We start from the raw sequence: 17,378 nt of genomic DNA on the forward strand, positions 1-17,378 counted from the left end.
ATACTGGGGGTTTTATAGTGCTAAATTTTTTTCTCATAATATTCTTCTGCAATCTCTTCGTAAAAAGCTGCAGATGTCGTATAGAAATATGGAATTAACCATAAGAATCCAATCCCTAACGTAATACAACTTAATATAAACCAGCCAATAAAACTTAAACATAAAATGAAATACTCAATCTTATGTCCATCCATCATACGACGACTTTCTGTAATAGCTTGGTTCAGTGAATACTCAGGATGATCGTTTATAATAAAGTATGTCATCGCATAAGAAAATGATTTAATAATACCTGGAATAATGAACAATAACGTCCATAAGAAAAGATAAAGATTTACTAATAAATATAATAAAAATGATTTTAGAAATCTCTTTCCCTCTGAAAACCAAATGAATACATTACCAATACTAGCTTGCTTTTCACGAAGGATATTTAAACCAAGGTAATATCCACCTAAAGTTAACGGTCCAGTAACAAAAAATGAAAGAATATTCGTTGAAAGTGAACCATTTGTTTTTTGCCAACCGAAAATTAAAGAAAATCCCCAATCAACACTAAAACTAAAAGCCGTGATAAGAATTGAAATGAGTAGTGTAGCTCCAACAGCTAATCCCCATTTCCCTTCTAATGAATCTAGTGCTTCTCCTTTTAAATCACTAATCATGCGTAGCCTCGCCTCCTATACACAATAATTCTATTAGTATAGCATGTTCCTATTGAAATTCACCTTTTGAAATGTAGCGATAAAAGTGTGCTGTCGTCGTACTCATATACGGACTAAGCCAAAGAAATCCTATTCCAAAAGTAAGCAGCGCTAAAATAGCCCATCCTATGAAGCTCAGCCATAAAAGAAACAAATCTAACTTATGACCCTTCATAAGATTCTTACTTTCCTTCATCGCCTGCGAAACACTATATTCTGGATTTTCAATCATCACATAGTACGTCAGTGCATAAGAAAAATACATCACAATCATACCAACAATTGAAATTGCTAATAGTACGAAGAAAGCTATTGCAAATGACGTATTCCCTTCTTCACCTAACAATGCAAATAAGCCTATTAACAGCATCGGAATCCATGTACCTGTATATAACAAAATCGCAAGCATTGCCCACATTGTTTTCATCATTCTTTTAAAGCCACGAAATCCTTCGAATAAGTAATCTACTTTAGCATCTTCTCGTTTACTAATCTGTAAAAATACATTTGTATAACCATATGACGTAATCCCATACGATGCGTTACTCAAAATTATCATAATGCAATAAAAAATCCCAAAGGTAATACCTGCTCCAATTGACATCGTTTCCTCTTCAAATGATCCAGTTAAGCTTACAACTGAGAGAAATATAATAATTCCTGGAATTAATAGTATAAGCATTGCAGCCAGCGAAACAACATAACTTAAAATAAAATATAAAATTGTTGATCCAACACCTAGTCCCCATTTTCCCTTTAAAGAGTACAATGCTTCTCGCTTCATTTCACCAATCATTGATCCATCCCCTTTATGAAATATAAATTGTTGTACACTTCTACTTATACAAGCATCAATATAATTATACCAGTTTTGTAAAATTATCCATAAAATACACAAAAAAAATCCGTAAAGGCAAAGCCCTTACGGATTTTTTTACTTCATATCGGAAACGTTCAAACGGTTCACAGCACGTTGTAATGCCATTTCTGCACGTTTAAAGTCAACATGTGCTTGTTTATCTTGCAGACGTTGCTCAGCGCGACGCTTCGCTTCATTTGCACGATGGATATCGATATGGTTTGCTTCTTCAGCAGATGATGATAATACAGTCACTTTATCTGGACGAACTTCGATAAAGCCACCGCTTACTGCTACATAATCAGTGTGTCCACCATTTTTCAGACGAACTGCACTAATTTTTAATGGTGCAACAGTTGGAATGTGACCTGGTAAGATCCCCATTTCCCCACTCTCTGCTTTTACACTTACCATTTCTACTTCTTTTTCGTAAACCGGTCCATCAGGAGTTACAATACTGACTGGAAATGTCTTCATACTTCGTCCCTCCTAAGGCCTTACGCCATCATTTTCTTCGCGTTTTCAATAACTTCTTCAATGCCACCTACTAAGCGGAATGCATCTTCTGGAAGGTCATCATATTTTCCTTCTAGAATTTCTTTGAAACCACTAACTGTATTTTTTACAGGTACGTAAGAACCTTTTTGACCTGTGAACTGCTCAGCTACGTGGAAGTTTTGAGATAAGAAGAATTGAATACGACGAGCACGATGTACAACTAACTTATCTTCTTCAGATAACTCATCCATACCTAAGATAGCGATGATATCTTGAAGTTCTTTATAACGTTGTAAAGTTTGCTGTACTTGACGAGCTACTTCATAATGCTCTTCTCCTACGATTTCTGGAGAAAGTGCACGAGATGTAGATGCTAATGGATCTACGGCTGGGTAAATACCCATTTGCGTTAAACGACGCTCTAAGTTTGTTGTTGCATCTAAGTGAGCGAACGTTGTAGCTGGTGCTGGGTCAGTATAGTCATCGGCTGGTACATATACCGCTTGGATAGACGTGATAGACCCTTTATTTGTAGATGTAATACGCTCTTGTAATTGACCCATTTCTGTTGCAAGTGTTGGTTGGTAACCTACCGCAGATGGCATACGACCAAGAAGGGCAGATACTTCAGAACCCGCTTGCGTGAAACGGAAGATGTTATCGATGAACAGAAGTACGTCTTGTCCTTGCTCATCACGGAAATGCTCAGCCATTGTTAAACCTGTTAATGCAACACGTTGACGTGCTCCAGGTGGCTCGTTCATTTGTCCGAATACCATCGCAGTTTTCTTGATTACGCCAGAATCGCTCATTTCGTGGTATAAGTCATTACCCTCACGAGTACGCTCACCTACACCAGCGAATACAGAGATACCACCGTGCTCTTGTGCGATGTTGTTAATTAATTCCTGAATTAATACTGTTTTACCTACGCCGGCACCACCGAATAGACCGATCTTACCACCCTTAATGTAAGGAGCAAGTAAGTCTACTACTTTAATACCAGTTTCAAGAATTTCTACTTTAGTAGATAATTCTTCGAATGCAGGTGCTTGACGGTGAATTGGATCACGATGTACATCTGCAGGAACCTCACCATCTAAGTCAATTGCATCACCTAATACGTTAAATACGCGACCAAGTGTTACATCACCAACTGGTACAGAGATTGGTTTACCAGTATCTTCTACTTCTGTGCCACGAACAAGTCCATCTGTGGAAGACATTGCAACTGTACGAACTGTATCATCACCTAAATGAAGTGCAACTTCAAATGTTAAGTTAATACTTCCGTTTTCGTTGCTTTGTTTTACCGTAAGGGCGTTGTAGATTTCTGGTAGCTTTCCGCCATCAAACTTAACGTCTACAACCGGACCCATGATTTGCGTAACGCGCCCTTTATTCATCGGGTTCCCTCCTAGCTTTCTTTTAATTAGCCAACTTTCTACGAGCAGCTAGCTTTTAATTTTTTATTGGTTTATAGCTTACGCGACTCTTTTGACAGAGCCGCTTCCGCTTTTTAATACTATTCTAACGCTGCTGCTCCACCAACGATTTCCGTAATTTCTTGCGTAATCGCTGCCTGACGCGCACGGTTGAATGAAAGTGTAAGTGAATCGATAACTTCCATTGCGTTGTCTGTAGCACTCTTCATTGCTGTCATACGCGCTGCGTGTTCACTTGCTTTACCGTCTAGTAATGCACCGTACACTAAGCTTTCTGCGTATTGTGGCAATAGTACTTTTAAAATTTCTTCTTCAGAAGGTTCGAATTCATAAGCTGTCGTCGGTTTGTCAGACGCCACATCAGTAAGCGGTAAAATTTTATTTTCCGTTACCTCTTGTGAAATTTTACTTACGTAATGGTTGTAGTAAATGTACAGCTCATCATAAGCACCATCTGCAAACATCGCAATTGCTCGAGAAGCAAGGTCTTTAATATCAGTAAATGATGGGTGGTCAGATAATCCAACTACTTCATCAATAATGTTAAAGCCGCGACGTTTTAAATAATCACGTCCTAGTCGTCCAAGCACAATAATAGAATATTGGTTTGAATCCATATTATGACGTTCACGAATTACGTTACTTACTGTACGTAATACGTTACTGTTATAACCACCTGCTAGTCCGCGATCAGACGTAATAACGATGTATCCTGTACGCTTTACAGGACGCGCATTTAGCATTGGATGATTAATCCCTTTGCTTCCTTGCGCAATGCTCGCTACTACTTCTTGAATCTTTTCCATATACGGAACGAAAGATTTAGCATTTTGCTCTGCACGGTTTAACTTAGATGCAGATACCATCTCCATCGCTTTCGTAATTTGACTCGTTTTCTTTGTCGAGTTAATCTTCGCTTTTATATCGCGTAAAGATGCCACAGGTTTTCACCACCTTTTTTCCGGAAGTTGGCACGATTAGTAAGAATCCTCTTCCTAATCTACGTTGCAAGATATTCTTGCTCATGATTGAAGGAAAAGAATAGGTGCACCTACTCTTTTCCTTTACATGACCTTTAGCAATCTCAGAGCCCGAGATGCCTTTTATATATACTATCTAGCTCCAGCGGCTTGAATGCTCGGTGGCTTCACTTCTTCCTACGAGGCAAACACCGCCTCTTCGTCAGAAGCTCCATCCCCCTCACATTCAGAACGAGCCGCTTCCGCTTTTATTAATCTAGTTCCGCCTCCTAGCCCCTTTCGTCTAAGAACCTTCCCCACAAGAAGGTAAAAAGCACCTTCTGTGAGAAAGAACCTTAGCCGATGAGGCTGAACAGTCGGCTTCACTTTTTATTATTATTCAGAAGCTACGAATACTTTTTTAAATCCATTGATTGCTGCTGCAAATTTGTCGTCATCCGCAAGTTTCTTAGTTGTGCGGATTTCTTCTAATAAGTCAGTCGCATTAGAATCTAACCAAGCATGGAATTCTTCTTCAAAACGAGTGATATCTACTACTGGGATATCATCTAGGAATCCACGTGTTAAAGCGTAAAGAATGATAACTTGTTTCTCTACACGTAATGGTTTGTGTAATCCTTGTTTTAATACCTCAACAGTACGAGCACCACGGTTTAATTTCGCTTGAGTTGCTTTATCAAGGTCAGAACCGAACTGAGCGAACGCTTCTAACTCACGGTAAGATGCAAGGTCAAGACGAAGTGTACCTGATACTTTACTCATTGCTTTAATCTGAGCAGATCCACCTACACGAGATACAGAAGTACCCGCATCGATCGCTGGACGTACGCCAGAGAAGAATAGGTCAGATTGTAAGAAGATTTGTCCATCCGTAATAGAAATTACGTTTGTTGGGATGTATGCTGATACGTCCCCTGCTTGTGTTTCGATGAAAGGTAGTGCAGTTAAAGAACCGCCGCCTTTTGCATCACTTAATTTTGCTGCACGCTCTAATAAGCGAGAATGTAAGTAGAATACATCCCCTGGGTAAGCTTCACGACCTGGAGGACGACGTAATAGTAATGACAGCTCACGGTAAGCCGCTGCTTGTTTTGATAAGTCATCATATACTACTAATACGTGTTTACCATTGTACATGAACTCTTCACCCATTGTTACACCAGCGTAAGGAGCTAGGTATAATAATGGAGCTGGTTGAGAAGCAGATGCAGTTACAACGATTGTGTACTCTAATGCACCGTGCTTACGTAGTGTTTCTACTACGTTACGTACAGTTGATTCTTTTTGTCCAATTGCTACATAGATACAAATCATATCTTCATCTTTTTGGTTAATGATTGTATCAAGTGCAACCGCTGTTTTACCAGTTTGACGGTCACCGATGATTAACTCACGTTGACCACGGCCAATTGGTACAAGAGCATCGATCGCTTTAATACCTGTTTGAAGTGGCTCATGAACAGATTTACGATCCATTACACCTGGTGCTGGACTTTCAATTGGACGAGTGTTTGTTGTATTGATTGGGCCTAAACCATCAACTGGTTGACCTAATGGGTTTACAACACGACCAATTAGTTCTTTTCCTACCGGTACTTGCATGATGCGACCAGTACGACGAACTTCGTCACCTTCACGAATTTCTGTGTAAGGTCCTAAAATGATAATACCTACGTTGTTTTCCTCTAAGTTTTGTGCTAGTCCCATAACGCCGTTAGAGAACTCTACAAGTTCACCAGCCATAACGTTATCAAGACCATGAGCACGCGCGATACCGTCACCAACTTGGATAACTGTACCAACATCACTAACTTCGATTTCAGACTGATAGTTCTCGATTTGTTGCTTTATCAGTGCGCTAATTTCTTCAGCTCTGATGCTCATGTGCTTCACCCCTATCTATTCTTCATTAATTCACGCTGAATACGTGCTAATTTTCCTTGTAAACTTCCGTCATAAATGCGATTTCCAATACGTACTTTAATGCCGCCTAGTAAATCTTCATCTACAACATTTTTCACGCGAATTGCATCTTTTCCTGTTCTCTTCGCAAATGCTTCTGCAATGTTAAGCTTCTCTTCTTCTGATAGAAGACGAGTAGAATATACAGTTGCGTCCGCTACGTTACGTTCTTCATTAGCAAGAACAACATATTCATCTGCAATTTCAGGTAAGATATCAATGCGTTTGTTATCAATTAAAATATATAACGTATTTAAAATAGATTCAGAAACAGATCCGAATACGTTTGCAAGAAACGTTTTCTTTTGTTCCTTTGAAATGTTCGGTTGCGTTAAAAAGCTATGTAGTTCTCCGTTCTTTACATAAACGTTTTGTACAAGGCGTAATTCCTCTTCAAACATTTCTAATACGTGTTTTTCTTTAGCAATTTTAAAAAGAGCGACAGCATAACGTTTTGCTACAATCCCATTGCTCATCGCGCTTCTCCTACTTCTTTAATATAATCGCGAATTAACTTCACTTGATCTTCTTCTTTTAACTCTTTTTCAATTACTTTAGAAGCAATTTGAACAGATAAAGAAGCAACTTGTTCTTGTAAAGCAGCAATTGCTTGCTCTTTTTCGCGTTGAATTTCTTGTACAGCAGATGCTTTAATTGATTCTGCTTCTTCTTTCGCAGCAGCAACAATAACATCTTTTTGATCTACAGCTTGCTTTTTCGCTCTTTCGATTAACTCTTGTGCTTCAACACGTGATTGTTTTAACATTTCACGTTGTTCTTCTACTAATTTCTTCGCCTCAGCATTACTTCTTTCTGCAGCGTCGATTTCATTAGTAACATGCTCTTCACGTTCTTTCATAATTCCCATTAAAGGACCCCACGCAAATTTGCGTAGCATTACTAATAGAAGTAAGAAAATGAACAATGTATAAGCAATCGTTCCAAATGGAATGGCAGCACCTAATAATAAAGTTGGCACAAGGATTCACTCCCTTCAAAATATCTAAATTGATCATATGAAAAAAAAAGACATACGTTTCATTCATAAAGCAATGGCGAAGAAAGTTCGGAAAAACACTCTTCGCCATCTATGTAAGGGGAGTCTCCCTTATTTGTTCATTACGATGAATGCAATAACTACACCGATGATTGGAAGTGCCTCAACTAAAGCAACCCCGATGAACATAATTGTTTGAAGTGCGCCTTTTAATTCTGGTTGACGAGCAACACCTTCGATTGTACGTGATACGATAAGACCGTTACCAATACCTGCACCTAATGCTGATAAACCAATTGCAATTGCAGCTGCGATTACACCTAAACTCATTTAATTTGTCCTCCTTTGTATTATAAAAAAATAAATTTTTTCTTACTTAAATTATATTAATGGTCATGGCTTACTTTATGAGCCATATAAACCATCGTTAACATAACGAAAATAAATGCTTGGATTGATCCAACGAATACACTGAATCCCATCCATGCTAACATTGGTACAAGCGCACCTAATGCCCCAAGGACTGATGCTCCGCCCAACTTAGCAAGTAATCCTAATAAGATCTCACCTGCATAAATGTTACCAAATAAACGAAGACCTAACGTTAATGTGTTAGCAAACTCCTCAATAACCTTTAATGGGAATAAGAATTTCATAGGTTGGAAATAACCTTTTACGTACTCTTTCGTACCCTTCATCTTAATTCCATAATAATGGGTGAGGGTAACTACCATCACGGCTAATGTTAATGTAACTGCTGGATCAGACGTTGGTGATCTCCACCATGCAATATGTTCGCCAGCTTCAGTTGCTGAATACATGAATGGTAAACCAAGGAAGTTCGATACGATGATAAACATGATAAGCGTAACGCCAAGCGTTAAGAAACGTCCACCTGTTTTCCAGTCCATCGTACTATTGATAATCCCTTTCACGAAGTCAAACACCCATTCCATGAAGTTTTGCATCCCGGTTGGGCGAAGAGCTAAGCTGCGAGTTCCGATAACAGCGATTAAGAAAACAATAACTGCTGCTACAGTAACCATCATAACTGATGACAAATCGAACGTTAAACCTAGAAATTCAACTAATTTACCGTGTTCCACTAGTAATTCACCTCTCTTCCCTGCTCTTATACTCTAAATAAAGAAAATCTATGATCATGACAAGGTATCCTGTCAGCAATCCTACACCTAGGCCCCACATCGCGATTAACTCTTGATATTTGGCTGCAAATAAAATTAATAACCCAATCGTGGCGAATCTTGAATATGTACTTACCGCTGTTGCCTTGAACTTCACGTTTTCTCCATTTGTTACGCGATCTAGCAGCTTGTCTGTTCTACGTGCAATGATGCGCAAACTAAGAAAACTGAAAATCGTCCCGATAATCAGTCCAAGAAATACATCCTTGTAAGAGGTAAATCCCCATCCTAGCACTAGAAGCGCAAGCAAGTAGTACATATATTTCTTTTGTCTTTGGACAAGTCCATGTACGTCTATCATCATTGCTCTCCCGAATAGTAATGTCGAATGAGTCGAATCATTGCGTATACCCCTGTTCCTAGTCCGAGTAATAACCCTATAATAAGAAACAACGGAAACGTTCCAACCTTATTATCAATCCACTGCCCACCAAAGATTCCAACAAGAATAGAACCGACTAATTGAGCAAGAATACCTGACATTAAAGCATAAGCTTTTATATGGCTGCGATCGTTTTTTTGCAAGGATTCATCCCTCCAATATGTAACCCTCATTCACGATGTGTTAATAATAACTCATTTTTTTGCATAAATCCTATACAAAACAAAAAGTTTACATTTTCGTCACGGAATAGATGTAATTTTGTCACTGAAAGCCCTACCATCTATCCCCGTTGTTAGCATACAATAGGGTATTAACAGTGTCAACGAGAAATCGTAAAAAATCTAAAAATTTGAGTATTAGGCATTTCCTCCCAAAAATGAAAACGTTCCCCTTCTAAATACTGGTTACATATATGCAATTTCTAACAGTTTTCTCTTTATAATAGAAGGAAATGTTCACAAGTTTGTCACTATTATATTTTCGAGATATAACGCTTTTCTTCCATAATATAGTGTTCCTCAGACGTAAGACTTCTATATTATATGTGAGGTGTATGCAACTTATGTTGTATATACGATGTATATTTATCCTCTCCCCCTCCCCTACTTGCTTACAGCAAAAAAGACGAGCTGGGGAATCTCCCCTGCTCGTCAGTTGTCTTACTTCGTTCCGAATAAACGGTCACCAGCATCACCAAGACCTGGTACTACATATCCGTGGTCATTTAATTTCTCATCTAATGCTGCTACATAAATATCAACATCAGGATGTTCTTCTTGTACTACTTTTACCCCTTCTGGAGCTGCAACGATACACATTAATTTAATTTGTTTCGCACCGCGCTTTTTCAGAGAGTTAATTGCTTCAGCCGCAGAACCACCTGTTGCTAGCATCGGATCTAGTACGATAAAGTCACGCTCTTCTACATCCGTTGGAAGTTTCACATAGTATTCTACCGGTTGCAATGTTTTAGGGTCACGGTATAAACCAACGTGTCCTACTTTTGCTGCTGGAATTAATTTCAGAATTCCATCAACCATTCCTAAACCTGCACGTAAAATCGGAATTAAACCAAGTTTTTTACCAGCGATCACTTTTGTTGTCGCTTTGCTTACAGGTGTTTCAATTTCAATGTCCTTAAGTGGAAGGTCGCGAGTAATTTCGAAAGCCATTAAGCTTGCTACTTCGTCCACTAATTCACGAAAATCTTTCGTACCTGTATTCTTATCGCGAATATATGTAATCTTATGTTGAATTAACGGGTGATCAAATACATACAGTTTTCCCATGTGAATCTCTCCTTTAGATGATATTCATGCGTTTGCACGCTTTTTTACACTATTTACGATTGTAAAGAAAACGCTACTAATATTCAAGGGCAAATTTGGCAAAATCATGATTTTACAATGAATCTATCTAGTATCTTTACCAATTATGGGAGCTGTATCCTTCATTATATCGCCAAAATTTATTCATCATTTGTATACATACTTTAAAAATAATATATGTCCAAAAAAAAGACCGCCAAAACAATTAAGTCTCGGCAGTCTTCTTCAATCTATTATAGATTTGGATACATTGGGAATTTGCTAGTTAACGCTTCTACACGCTTACGTACTTCTTCTAACGCAGCTTCATTTTCATGATTTTTTAATGTATAAGCAATAAGTGACGCAATTTCATCCATTTCTTCTAAACCGAAACCACGAGATGTTACAGCTGCTGTACCGATACGTACACCACTTGTTACAAATGGGCTTGCTGTTTCAAATGGAATTGTATTTTTGTTCACTGTAATACCAACTTCATCTAATACGTGCTCTGCTACTTTACCTGTGATTTCTAAGTTACGAACATCAATCAAGATTAAGTGATTGTCTGTTCCGCCAGAAACAAGTGTAAGTCCTTCTTTTTGAAGACCTTCAGCTAAGCGGTTCGCATTGTTAATGATATTTTGTGCATATGTTTTGAAATCATCTTGAAGTGCTTCACCAAATGCAACAGCTTTTGCAGCGATTACGTGCATAAGTGGACCACCTTGAATACCAGGGAAGATTGATTTATCAATTTGTTTTGCAAATTGCTCTTCACATAAAATCATACCACCACGCGGACCACGTAACGTTTTATGTGTTGTCGTTGTAACGAAATGTGCATGTGGTACTGGATTTGGATGTAAACCAGCAGCTACTAAACCTGCGATATGTGCCATATCAACCATTAAATAAGCGCCCACTTCATCTGCAATCTCACGGAATCGCTTGAAATCGATAACACGAGGGTATGCACTTGCACCTGCAACGATTAATTTTGGTTTATGTTCTTTCGCTTTTGCTAATACATCATCGTAATTAATACGGTGAGAGTCAGCATCCACGCCATATTCTACGAAATTATATTGTACTCCACTGAAGTTAACAGGGCTTCCGTGTGTTAAGTGACCACCATGAGATAAGTTCATACCAAGTACTGTATCGCCTTGCTCTAAAATCGTGAAGTATACTGCCATGTTCGCTTGTGCACCAGAGTGTGGTTGAACATTTACGTGCTCTGCGCCGAAAATTTCTTTCACGCGATCACGTGCGATATCTTCTACTACGTCTACGTGTTCACAGCCACCATAGTAACGTTTTCCAGGATATCCTTCAGCATACTTATTCGTTAAAACAGAACCTTGTGCCTCCATTACTGCTTCACTTACGAAGTTTTCCGAAGCAATTAACTCAATCTTTGAACGCTGTCTTCCTAGTTCTGCCTCAATTGCAGCAAATACCTTTTCATCTTGACGTTTTAAATGATCCACCAAAATCCCCCTTTTCTGAACGAATTACATCGATTCCCAACAGTTTTTTCTTATTTATTCAGAAAAAACGAAAATTCAGGTTGTAATTCTTTCGAACCTTCATGTTTTCAACTACATTCTAACATGACTTTCTATATCATAAAAGAAAAAAAAGACCGAAAATCGGTCTTTTCTTTCTTCTATTATAAAGTCAGACAACATACCTTTTACCTTATGATAAACAGGTACTATATGACTTCCTAATTTCTCATATTTAACGGCAAGTGGTAGTCTCTTCCACTGCCGCATAGACAGCACGTGCTCCACCAATTAGTTTTCCACGTGTTTTGGCCATCGTTACATGCGCACTTCCAATTTCCTTCACACTTGTACGAACCGGAACAGCTACATGCTTTAAATGCATACCGATAAATGTATCACCAATATCCATTCCTGCATCAGCTTTAATAAACTCAACTACTACCGGATCTTTCAAATTGTGATACGCGTATGTCCCCAATGCACCACCTGCTGATCTAACAGGCGTAACTGTTACAATTTCAAATTGATATTTTATCGCTACTTCTCTCTCAACTACTAAAGCACGGTTTAAATGCTCACAACATTGAAACGCTAATTCAATACCTGTTTGCTCTTGAAATTGTTTTAACTCAGAGAAAATCGCCTCTGCTACTTCCATCGTTCCTGATGTTCCAATTCTTTCGCCTAGCACTTCGCTCGTGCTACAACCCACTACAAAAACTTGACCGCTTTGTAATGAAGCTTGTTCTTGGAAATCAGAAAGCGACATTTGTAGCTGTTCTCTTACCTTTACGATTTCTGTCATTACGCCTCTTCCTTTCACAGGTTGGTTCACCAAATTATATTTCACACTACTGATAGTTAGAATCTATTACTTTGTTTCGTATGTTTTAATTTTTCCTACGCGGTTTTCGTGACGACCACCTTCATAATCAGTTGTTAACCAGATTTTCGCGATATCACGCGCTAGACCAGCACCAATTACACGCTCTCCCATTGCTAGCATGTTAGTGTCATTATGCTCTCTCGTCGCTTTCGCGCTGAAAGTATCATGAACTAACGCACAACGGATACCATTTACTTTGTTTGCTGCGATTGACATACCAATGCCTGTCCCACAAACTAAAATACCACGATCTACTTCACCATTCGCTACCATTTCAGCTGCTGGAAACGCAAAGTCAGGGTAATCAACAGAACCAGCTTCACATTCACAACCTAAATCAATATATTCAATATTTAACTCTTCTAATAAACTTACAAGTTCTTTGCGGATATTCATACCGCCGTGATCAGATGCTATTACTACTTTCATTTTTACCCCTCCAAAGTTTCAATCAATTATCTTCATTTCACACTCGCTACCTCATATAGGAAGAAGTGATCTCCAATATCGTATTATACACCAAACATCAACCTACTGAATGTTTTTTCAGTAAAGTTTGTACAAGTTTTTCCATCTCATCTAACGTTTCTTTATAAATAGAAAGCGAGCCTCCAAATGGATCTGAAATGTCCTTGCCTATACCTTCAGTTAATCCATATAACGTATTTAATTTCTTTTCAACGCTCGGATAATGCCCAAGTACAATTTGCTTATGGTTTTCTGTCATCGTTACGACAATATCAGCCCAATCAAGCAAAGTTTCATTTACTTGCTGCGCCGCATGATCAATTGAAATTCCTTTTTCAGCTAAAGCTTCCTTCGCATGTACCGATGCATCGCTCCCAGGATAGGCGAAAACACCAGCAGATTGCACTTCAAACTTATCTCCTCCGTGATGACGAAGCAACGCCTCAGCCATTGGACTACGACATGTATTGCCAGTACAAACAAATAACACTCGTTTCATTCAAACCCACCCCTATATTCGATTTCTTATCATTCATCATAACTTACATTAGAATAGAACAAAAGAAATGTGAATATACAAAAGGCGCATTTCTCTTATATTTTTTCTAAGAAAAATGCGCCTTATCCACATATATGTGAAACCCTATTTCCAAGTGCCTAGAGTATTTTAACATACATACTGAACACGCAACAAAAATAAGGAATCCATTTCATACGAAACGGATTCCTCTTATATTGCAATTATTTCATTGTAACTTTCATTACTTCTGTTGAACCTTTTGTAGCTGCTACGCCTACAGTTGTCTTAATAGACTCAGCTGCATCTGTGTTTGTAATAACAATTGGAGTAATTGTGCTTTTCGCTTTTTCACGGATTAATTCTAAGTCGAATGAGATTAATTTATCTCCAGCTTTTACAGCTTGGCCTTCAGAAACGTGAGCTTCGAAACCTTCGCCTTCCATTTTTACAGTTTCTAATCCAACGTGGATTAAAATTTCTGTACCGTTTTTCGCTTTAATTCCGATAGCATGTTTTGTGTGGAATAATTGTACGATTTCACCATCAACTGGAGATACAACTACACCTTCAGTAGGATCGATTGCAACACCGTCACCCATCATACGACCAGCAAATACTGGATCTGGTACTTCTTCAATATTTTTCACTGCTCCAGTTAATGGAGCTACGATTGTTTCTTCATTTGTTTTTGAACCAAGACCGAATAATTTTTTAAACATAGGATAGTCCTCCTTATAATTTACCTAAAAGTTTATAGGGCAATCCCTAGTAAAACTCGGGATACATGTAAGACTTCATACTTCGAATATTATACTGTAAAAACGCTTTCGAAATAAATTATGTCATTACTAATAGACTCTTATTGTAGCGCTTCACAAAATTCCAGTCAATTCTGATTGTCTGAATAACAATTAGAAGTTAACTTCTATTTATATTTTCTCTTTTTTTGCCCAACTTGTCTAGAGGTCTTTACTACATTTTATTTTTTGTTGTTAATTTGTAAAATTTAATTCAAACTTTTTTCAAAATCTACTTGACTATAGTAAGTAACTATTTTATTATTACTTACGTAAGGTAAGTTAATAACTTTTAGGAGGTTTTTAAAAATGATGGATTTCGGTCTACTTATTATTCGTCTTATTATAGGAATTACATTCATGGGTCATGGCGCTCAAAAATTATTTGGTTGGTTCGGCGGTTACGGTTTAAAAGGAACAGGTGGCTGGATGGAGTCAATCGGTTTACGTCCTGGTGTATTTATGGCATTTATGGCTGGCGCAACTGAATTACTAGGTGGTTTCTTATTCGCATCAGGTATTTTCATTGTAGTTGGTTCATTATTTATCGTTGGAACAATGTTAATGGCTATCTTCACTGTTCACGGAAAAAATGGTTACTGGGTAACACAAAACGGATATGAATATAACTTAATGTTAATCGCTGTTGCTGTTGGTGTAGCTTTAATCGGACCTGGCGCATACGTTTTACTTTAATTTTTATCTCAAATTTGAGATTCTTGAAAAAGAACTTACTTCATTACAATTGAAGTAAGTTCTTTTTATGAAACAAAATATTATTTCCAGCAGGATTTTCTCATCGTTATCTTGTAAACAAACAATAAGTATTCATATTTAGAAAGGGGATTACAAGCATGTTATCCATTAATCCAAATGAACAAACTGAAAAAGATAATTACAAATTACTTACTGGAAGTATCATCCCTCGCCCTGTCGCATTCGTTACTTCTTTAACAAAAGACGGTGTATTAAACGGCGCACCATATAGTTATTTTAATATTGTCGCTGCTAATCCACCACTTATCTCAGTATCTGTACAACGAAAAGCCGGAGAAAGAAAGGACACTTCCCGAAACGCAATTGAAAAAGGTGAATTTGTCGTACATATTTCTGACGAATCATATGTAGCAGCAATTAATGAAACAGCAGCTAATCTCCCGCCAAATGAAAGTGAAATTGAACTAGCAAAACTAACACCAATCGAAAGTGAAGTCATCTCTGTTCCAGGTGTAAAAGAAGCAAATATTCGAATGGAATGCGTATTAGAACGTGCAATTCCACTTGGCGGAACGGAAGACTCACCAGCTTGTGATCTACTAATTGGACGCGTCGTTCGTTTCCACGTTGCCGAACATCTATATGAAAAAGGGCGCATTCACGCCGAAGGACTCAAACCAATAAGCCGCCTAGCAGGACACAACTATGCAAAATTAGGAGAACAATTTGAATTAGTTAGGCCAGTTTAAAAGCGAAAGCGGCTCGCTCAGAATGGGAGGGGGATGGAGCTTCTGACGTAGAGGCGCTTTTTGCCTCGCAGGAAGACGCGAAGCCACCGACCATTCTAGCCGCTGGAGCTAGATATATCTAAAAGCGGAAGCGGCTGGCATTGGAGCTCTCGACCTTGAAGCGCTTTTTGCTTCATGCGAAGAGCTAGCCGCTGGAACTGGATATATTTAAAAGCAATGGGGCTAGATTCCTCCCATCACTCAAATATAAAATCCCCTGCTTTTTAGCAGGGGATTTTATCATTGTAATTCTTCCTTCTTTTCCTCTAAAGTAGGCATTTTCTCTTTTTTCGGCTTCCCTAGCTTAATTACGAAGAAGTATAGGGAAAGCAATGTAATAAGAAAAACAATTAAAAACGGGTACGGAGAGTAAAAGGCACGCGCCGCCTCAGTCTTTCCCGCAACAAATTTCAATGACTCAATATCTAAAAACTCAGCAAACATTTGTACACCGAGCATACTAAACCAAAAAACAAAAAAACTAATAATAATACCAAAAACTTGCTTCAATCTCGTCATTCATCTCATCCTTTCTATATCTGTAATTTTTAGCGTAATAAATATAGTACAAACAAAATATTCACAGAAAGGAACTATCTCACCATTCACGAATTAACTTAATCCAACCTAACATCGAAATTTGCAAAATAATACCCCAAATTATAAGTCTTCTTAGCCATCGAGGAAAGAAGGTTAAAAATTTAACATACCATTCCAATAGCTTGTTCATAATTCCCTCCTACATAAAATTATATAGGAAAAAGGATATATAATCCAAACCCAACCAAAATGATACCACCTACTATCTCACCGTATGTACCGAGCATATCTTTCGCATGTCTCCCAATTAATAAACCAATCCACGCTAATAACATGCTAACAAATCCAAACAGTAAAATCGTAATAATTGTCTGTGCTCCATAAATACCAAGACTAAGCCCTACTGAGAAACTATCTATACTGACGCCAAATGCAAATACGAATAAACTAATTCCAATAGGGGCAGTTCGAGTCTCTTCATTTTGTAAAATGGTCGAATATACAATATAAAGCCCTAGTCCGATTAATAAAATAGCACCCGCAAAATGTGCGATATCTCCATATTTCTCTGATAAAAAACGACCTAGTACCATTCCTATAAACGGCATAATAATATGAAATATACCTATCGTCATACCAATATACAGGATTTGTCTTAACTTTAGGGGCATCATCCCCATACCAAGACTCACCGAGAACGCATCCATCCCTAAGGCGAATGCCATAATTATTAAAGGTATTAGCTGTTCAAACGTCATTCATGCCCCTCCTTGGACGTGCTACTTCACAATATGCTTATCCAA

The 17,378-nt window shown here is 38.1% G+C and carries 25 protein-coding genes; 2 read left to right on the forward strand and 23 right to left on the reverse strand.

Annotation, left to right across the window (positions count from 1 at the left end):
- Positions 1–20: 20 nt before the first annotated feature.
- The 20 genes from GBN91_RS15585 to GBN91_RS15675 form a co-directional block, all read right to left on the reverse strand.
- Positions 21–665 carry a DUF975 family protein gene (locus GBN91_RS15585; RefSeq protein ID WP_152121741.1) on the reverse strand — a complete coding sequence of 215 codons (645 nt, stop codon included), beginning with the start codon at positions 663–665 and terminating at the stop codon, positions 21–23.
- Positions 666–714: 49 nt separating this feature from the next.
- Positions 715–1,500 carry a DUF975 family protein gene (locus GBN91_RS15590; RefSeq protein WP_000578820.1) on the reverse strand — a complete coding sequence of 262 codons (786 nt, stop codon included), beginning with the start codon at positions 1,498–1,500 and terminating at the stop codon, positions 715–717.
- A gap of 138 nt (positions 1,501–1,638) precedes the next feature.
- Positions 1,639–2,040, reverse strand: coding sequence for a F0F1 ATP synthase subunit epsilon (gene atpC / locus GBN91_RS15595; RefSeq protein ID WP_000847211.1), 402 nt, complete (start codon positions 2,038–2,040; stop codon positions 1,639–1,641).
- 20 nt (positions 2,041–2,060) lie between these two features.
- A complete protein-coding gene (atpD, locus tag GBN91_RS15600) occupies positions 2,061–3,467 on the reverse strand; it encodes a F0F1 ATP synthase subunit beta (protein ID WP_001032593.1) in 1,407 nt (468 codons plus the stop codon).
- Positions 3,468–3,586: 119 nt separating this feature from the next.
- A complete protein-coding gene (gene atpG / locus GBN91_RS15605) occupies positions 3,587–4,447 on the reverse strand; it encodes a F0F1 ATP synthase subunit gamma (RefSeq protein WP_000157696.1) in 861 nt (286 codons plus the stop codon).
- Positions 4,448–4,663: 216 nt separating this feature from the next.
- Positions 4,664–4,786 carry a hypothetical protein gene (locus GBN91_RS29465; RefSeq protein WP_000521150.1) on the reverse strand — a complete coding sequence of 41 codons (123 nt, stop codon included), beginning with the start codon at positions 4,784–4,786 and terminating at the stop codon, positions 4,664–4,666.
- A 75-nt stretch (positions 4,787–4,861) separates the two neighbouring features.
- Positions 4,862–6,370 carry a F0F1 ATP synthase subunit alpha gene (gene atpA / locus GBN91_RS15610; RefSeq protein ID WP_000027518.1) on the reverse strand — a complete coding sequence of 503 codons (1,509 nt, stop codon included), beginning with the start codon at positions 6,368–6,370 and terminating at the stop codon, positions 4,862–4,864.
- Positions 6,371–6,381: 11 nt separating this feature from the next.
- Positions 6,382–6,924 (reverse strand): F0F1 ATP synthase subunit delta, encoded by a 543-nt coding sequence (atpH, locus tag GBN91_RS15615; RefSeq protein ID WP_000064683.1) that lies wholly within the window; start codon positions 6,922–6,924, stop codon positions 6,382–6,384.
- Entirely contained in the window at positions 6,921–7,427 is a 507-nt protein-coding gene (atpF, locus tag GBN91_RS15620; protein WP_001142618.1) for a F0F1 ATP synthase subunit B, read from the reverse strand. Before atpF ends, atpH begins: the two co-directional genes overlap by 4 nt.
- Before the next feature lie 129 nt (positions 7,428–7,556).
- Positions 7,557–7,775, reverse strand: a complete 219-nt coding sequence (atpE, locus tag GBN91_RS15625; protein ID WP_000052064.1) for a F0F1 ATP synthase subunit C — start codon at positions 7,773–7,775, stop codon at positions 7,557–7,559.
- Between the two features lie 56 nt (positions 7,776–7,831).
- Positions 7,832–8,551: a F0F1 ATP synthase subunit A gene (atpB, locus tag GBN91_RS15630; RefSeq protein ID WP_000399871.1), complete on the reverse strand. Its 720-nt coding sequence runs from the start codon at positions 8,549–8,551 to the stop codon at positions 7,832–7,834.
- Positions 8,552–8,558: 7 nt separating this feature from the next.
- Positions 8,559–8,951 carry an ATP synthase subunit I gene (locus GBN91_RS15635; RefSeq protein WP_000567600.1) on the reverse strand — a complete coding sequence of 131 codons (393 nt, stop codon included), beginning with the start codon at positions 8,949–8,951 and terminating at the stop codon, positions 8,559–8,561.
- The gene (locus GBN91_RS15640; protein ID WP_001171223.1) at positions 8,951–9,175 is read right to left on the reverse strand and encodes an AtpZ/AtpI family protein; all 225 of its coding nucleotides are present in this window, start codon (positions 9,173–9,175) and stop codon (positions 8,951–8,953) included. Before GBN91_RS15640 ends, GBN91_RS15635 begins: the two co-directional genes overlap by 1 nt.
- A 26-nt stretch (positions 9,176–9,201) precedes the next feature.
- Entirely contained in the window at positions 9,202–9,315 is a 114-nt protein-coding gene (locus GBN91_RS15645; protein WP_000232962.1) for a DUF4024 domain-containing protein, read from the reverse strand.
- A 379-nt stretch (positions 9,316–9,694) separates the two neighbouring features.
- The gene (upp, locus tag GBN91_RS15650) at positions 9,695–10,324 is read right to left on the reverse strand and encodes a uracil phosphoribosyltransferase (protein WP_000517539.1); all 630 of its coding nucleotides are present in this window, start codon (positions 10,322–10,324) and stop codon (positions 9,695–9,697) included.
- A gap of 272 nt (positions 10,325–10,596) precedes the next feature.
- Positions 10,597–11,838, reverse strand: a complete 1,242-nt coding sequence (gene glyA, locus GBN91_RS15655) for a serine hydroxymethyltransferase (RefSeq protein WP_000349806.1) — start codon at positions 11,836–11,838, stop codon at positions 10,597–10,599.
- 253 nt (positions 11,839–12,091) lie between these two features.
- On the reverse strand, positions 12,092–12,664 hold the full coding sequence (locus tag GBN91_RS15660) for a TIGR01440 family protein (protein WP_000136386.1): 573 nt from the start codon (positions 12,662–12,664) through the stop codon (positions 12,092–12,094).
- 66 nt (positions 12,665–12,730) lie between these two features.
- Positions 12,731–13,174: a ribose 5-phosphate isomerase B gene (gene rpiB, locus GBN91_RS15665; protein ID WP_000869542.1), complete on the reverse strand. Its 444-nt coding sequence runs from the start codon at positions 13,172–13,174 to the stop codon at positions 12,731–12,733.
- Between the two features lie 97 nt (positions 13,175–13,271).
- Positions 13,272–13,712 carry a low molecular weight protein arginine phosphatase gene (locus GBN91_RS15670; protein WP_000832373.1) on the reverse strand — a complete coding sequence of 147 codons (441 nt, stop codon included), beginning with the start codon at positions 13,710–13,712 and terminating at the stop codon, positions 13,272–13,274.
- Between the two features lie 242 nt (positions 13,713–13,954).
- Complete coding sequence (locus GBN91_RS15675) at positions 13,955–14,452, reverse strand: PTS sugar transporter subunit IIA (RefSeq protein WP_000473665.1); 498 nt, start codon at positions 14,450–14,452, stop codon at positions 13,955–13,957.
- A 387-nt stretch (positions 14,453–14,839) separates the two neighbouring features.
- On the opposite strand from GBN91_RS15675, the gene GBN91_RS15680 reads away from it, so the two are divergent.
- Complete coding sequence (locus GBN91_RS15680; RefSeq protein WP_000968616.1) at positions 14,840–15,226, forward strand: DoxX family protein; 387 nt, start codon at positions 14,840–14,842, stop codon at positions 15,224–15,226.
- A 158-nt stretch (positions 15,227–15,384) separates the two neighbouring features.
- Positions 15,385–15,996, forward strand: a complete 612-nt coding sequence (locus GBN91_RS15685; RefSeq protein WP_000949046.1) for a flavin reductase family protein — start codon at positions 15,385–15,387, stop codon at positions 15,994–15,996.
- 279 nt (positions 15,997–16,275) lie between these two features.
- On the opposite strand, the gene GBN91_RS15690 is transcribed toward GBN91_RS15685, so the two are convergent.
- The 3 genes from GBN91_RS15690 to GBN91_RS15695 all read right to left on the reverse strand — a co-directional run bounded on the left by GBN91_RS15690 (position 16,276) and on the right by GBN91_RS15695 (position 17,333).
- Positions 16,276–16,554 carry a DUF3935 domain-containing protein gene (locus tag GBN91_RS15690; RefSeq protein ID WP_000197472.1) on the reverse strand — a complete coding sequence of 93 codons (279 nt, stop codon included), beginning with the start codon at positions 16,552–16,554 and terminating at the stop codon, positions 16,276–16,278.
- A gap of 79 nt (positions 16,555–16,633) precedes the next feature.
- Positions 16,634–16,765, reverse strand: coding sequence for a hypothetical protein (locus tag GBN91_RS29470; protein WP_001037634.1), 132 nt, complete (start codon positions 16,763–16,765; stop codon positions 16,634–16,636).
- Between the two features lie 19 nt (positions 16,766–16,784).
- Positions 16,785–17,333, reverse strand: a complete 549-nt coding sequence (locus GBN91_RS15695) for a manganese efflux pump MntP (RefSeq protein WP_152121743.1) — start codon at positions 17,331–17,333, stop codon at positions 16,785–16,787.
- Positions 17,334–17,378: the final 45 nt, after the last annotated feature.

This window comes from Bacillus sp. B1-WWTP-T-0.5-Post-4 (genome assembly GCF_009183795.1).
Classification (GTDB): Bacteria; Bacillota; Bacilli; order Bacillales; family Bacillaceae_G; genus Bacillus_A; species Bacillus_A cereus.

Excerpts from the sequence above, each read along its gene's own strand:
- GBN91_RS29470 (WP_001037634.1), bottom strand. The coding sequence starts at position 16,765 with ATGAACAAGCTATTGGAATGGTATGTTAAATTTTTAACCTTCTTTCCT.
- upp (WP_000517539.1), bottom strand. The coding sequence starts at position 10,324 with ATGGGAAAACTGTATGTATTTGATCACCCGTTAATTCAACATAAGATT.
- atpD (WP_001032593.1), bottom strand. The coding sequence starts at position 3,467 with ATGAATAAAGGGCGCGTTACGCAAATCATGGGTCCGGTTGTAGACGTT.
- GBN91_RS15670 (WP_000832373.1), bottom strand. The coding sequence starts at position 13,712 with ATGAAACGAGTGTTATTTGTTTGTACTGGCAATACATGTCGTAGTCCA.
- rpiB (WP_000869542.1), bottom strand. The coding sequence starts at position 13,174 with ATGAAAGTAGTAATAGCATCTGATCACGGCGGTATGAATATCCGCAAA.
- GBN91_RS15690 (WP_000197472.1), bottom strand. The coding sequence starts at position 16,554 with ATGACGAGATTGAAGCAAGTTTTTGGTATTATTATTAGTTTTTTTGTT.
- atpH (WP_000064683.1), bottom strand. The coding sequence starts at position 6,924 with ATGAGCAATGGGATTGTAGCAAAACGTTATGCTGTCGCTCTTTTTAAA.
- atpA (WP_000027518.1), bottom strand. The coding sequence starts at position 6,370 with ATGAGCATCAGAGCTGAAGAAATTAGCGCACTGATAAAGCAACAAATC.
- GBN91_RS15680 (WP_000968616.1), top strand. The coding sequence starts at position 14,840 with ATGATGGATTTCGGTCTACTTATTATTCGTCTTATTATAGGAATTACA.
- GBN91_RS15590 (WP_000578820.1), bottom strand. The coding sequence starts at position 1,500 with ATGATTGGTGAAATGAAGCGAGAAGCATTGTACTCTTTAAAGGGAAAA.
- GBN91_RS15635 (WP_000567600.1), bottom strand. The coding sequence starts at position 8,951 with ATGATAGACGTACATGGACTTGTCCAAAGACAAAAGAAATATATGTAC.
- atpE (WP_000052064.1), bottom strand. The coding sequence starts at position 7,775 with ATGAGTTTAGGTGTAATCGCAGCTGCAATTGCAATTGGTTTATCAGCA.
- GBN91_RS15660 (WP_000136386.1), bottom strand. The coding sequence starts at position 12,664 with ATGACAGAAATCGTAAAGGTAAGAGAACAGCTACAAATGTCGCTTTCT.
- GBN91_RS15695 (WP_152121743.1), bottom strand. The coding sequence starts at position 17,333 with ATGACGTTTGAACAGCTAATACCTTTAATAATTATGGCATTCGCCTTA.
- atpC (WP_000847211.1), bottom strand. The coding sequence starts at position 2,040 with ATGAAGACATTTCCAGTCAGTATTGTAACTCCTGATGGACCGGTTTAC.
- GBN91_RS15645 (WP_000232962.1), bottom strand. The coding sequence starts at position 9,315 with ATGGTAGGGCTTTCAGTGACAAAATTACATCTATTCCGTGACGAAAAT.
- GBN91_RS15585 (WP_152121741.1), bottom strand. The coding sequence starts at position 665 with ATGATTAGTGATTTAAAAGGAGAAGCACTAGATTCATTAGAAGGGAAA.
- GBN91_RS15685 (WP_000949046.1), top strand. The coding sequence starts at position 15,385 with ATGTTATCCATTAATCCAAATGAACAAACTGAAAAAGATAATTACAAA.
- GBN91_RS15675 (WP_000473665.1), bottom strand. The coding sequence starts at position 14,452 with ATGTTTAAAAAATTATTCGGTCTTGGTTCAAAAACAAATGAAGAAACA.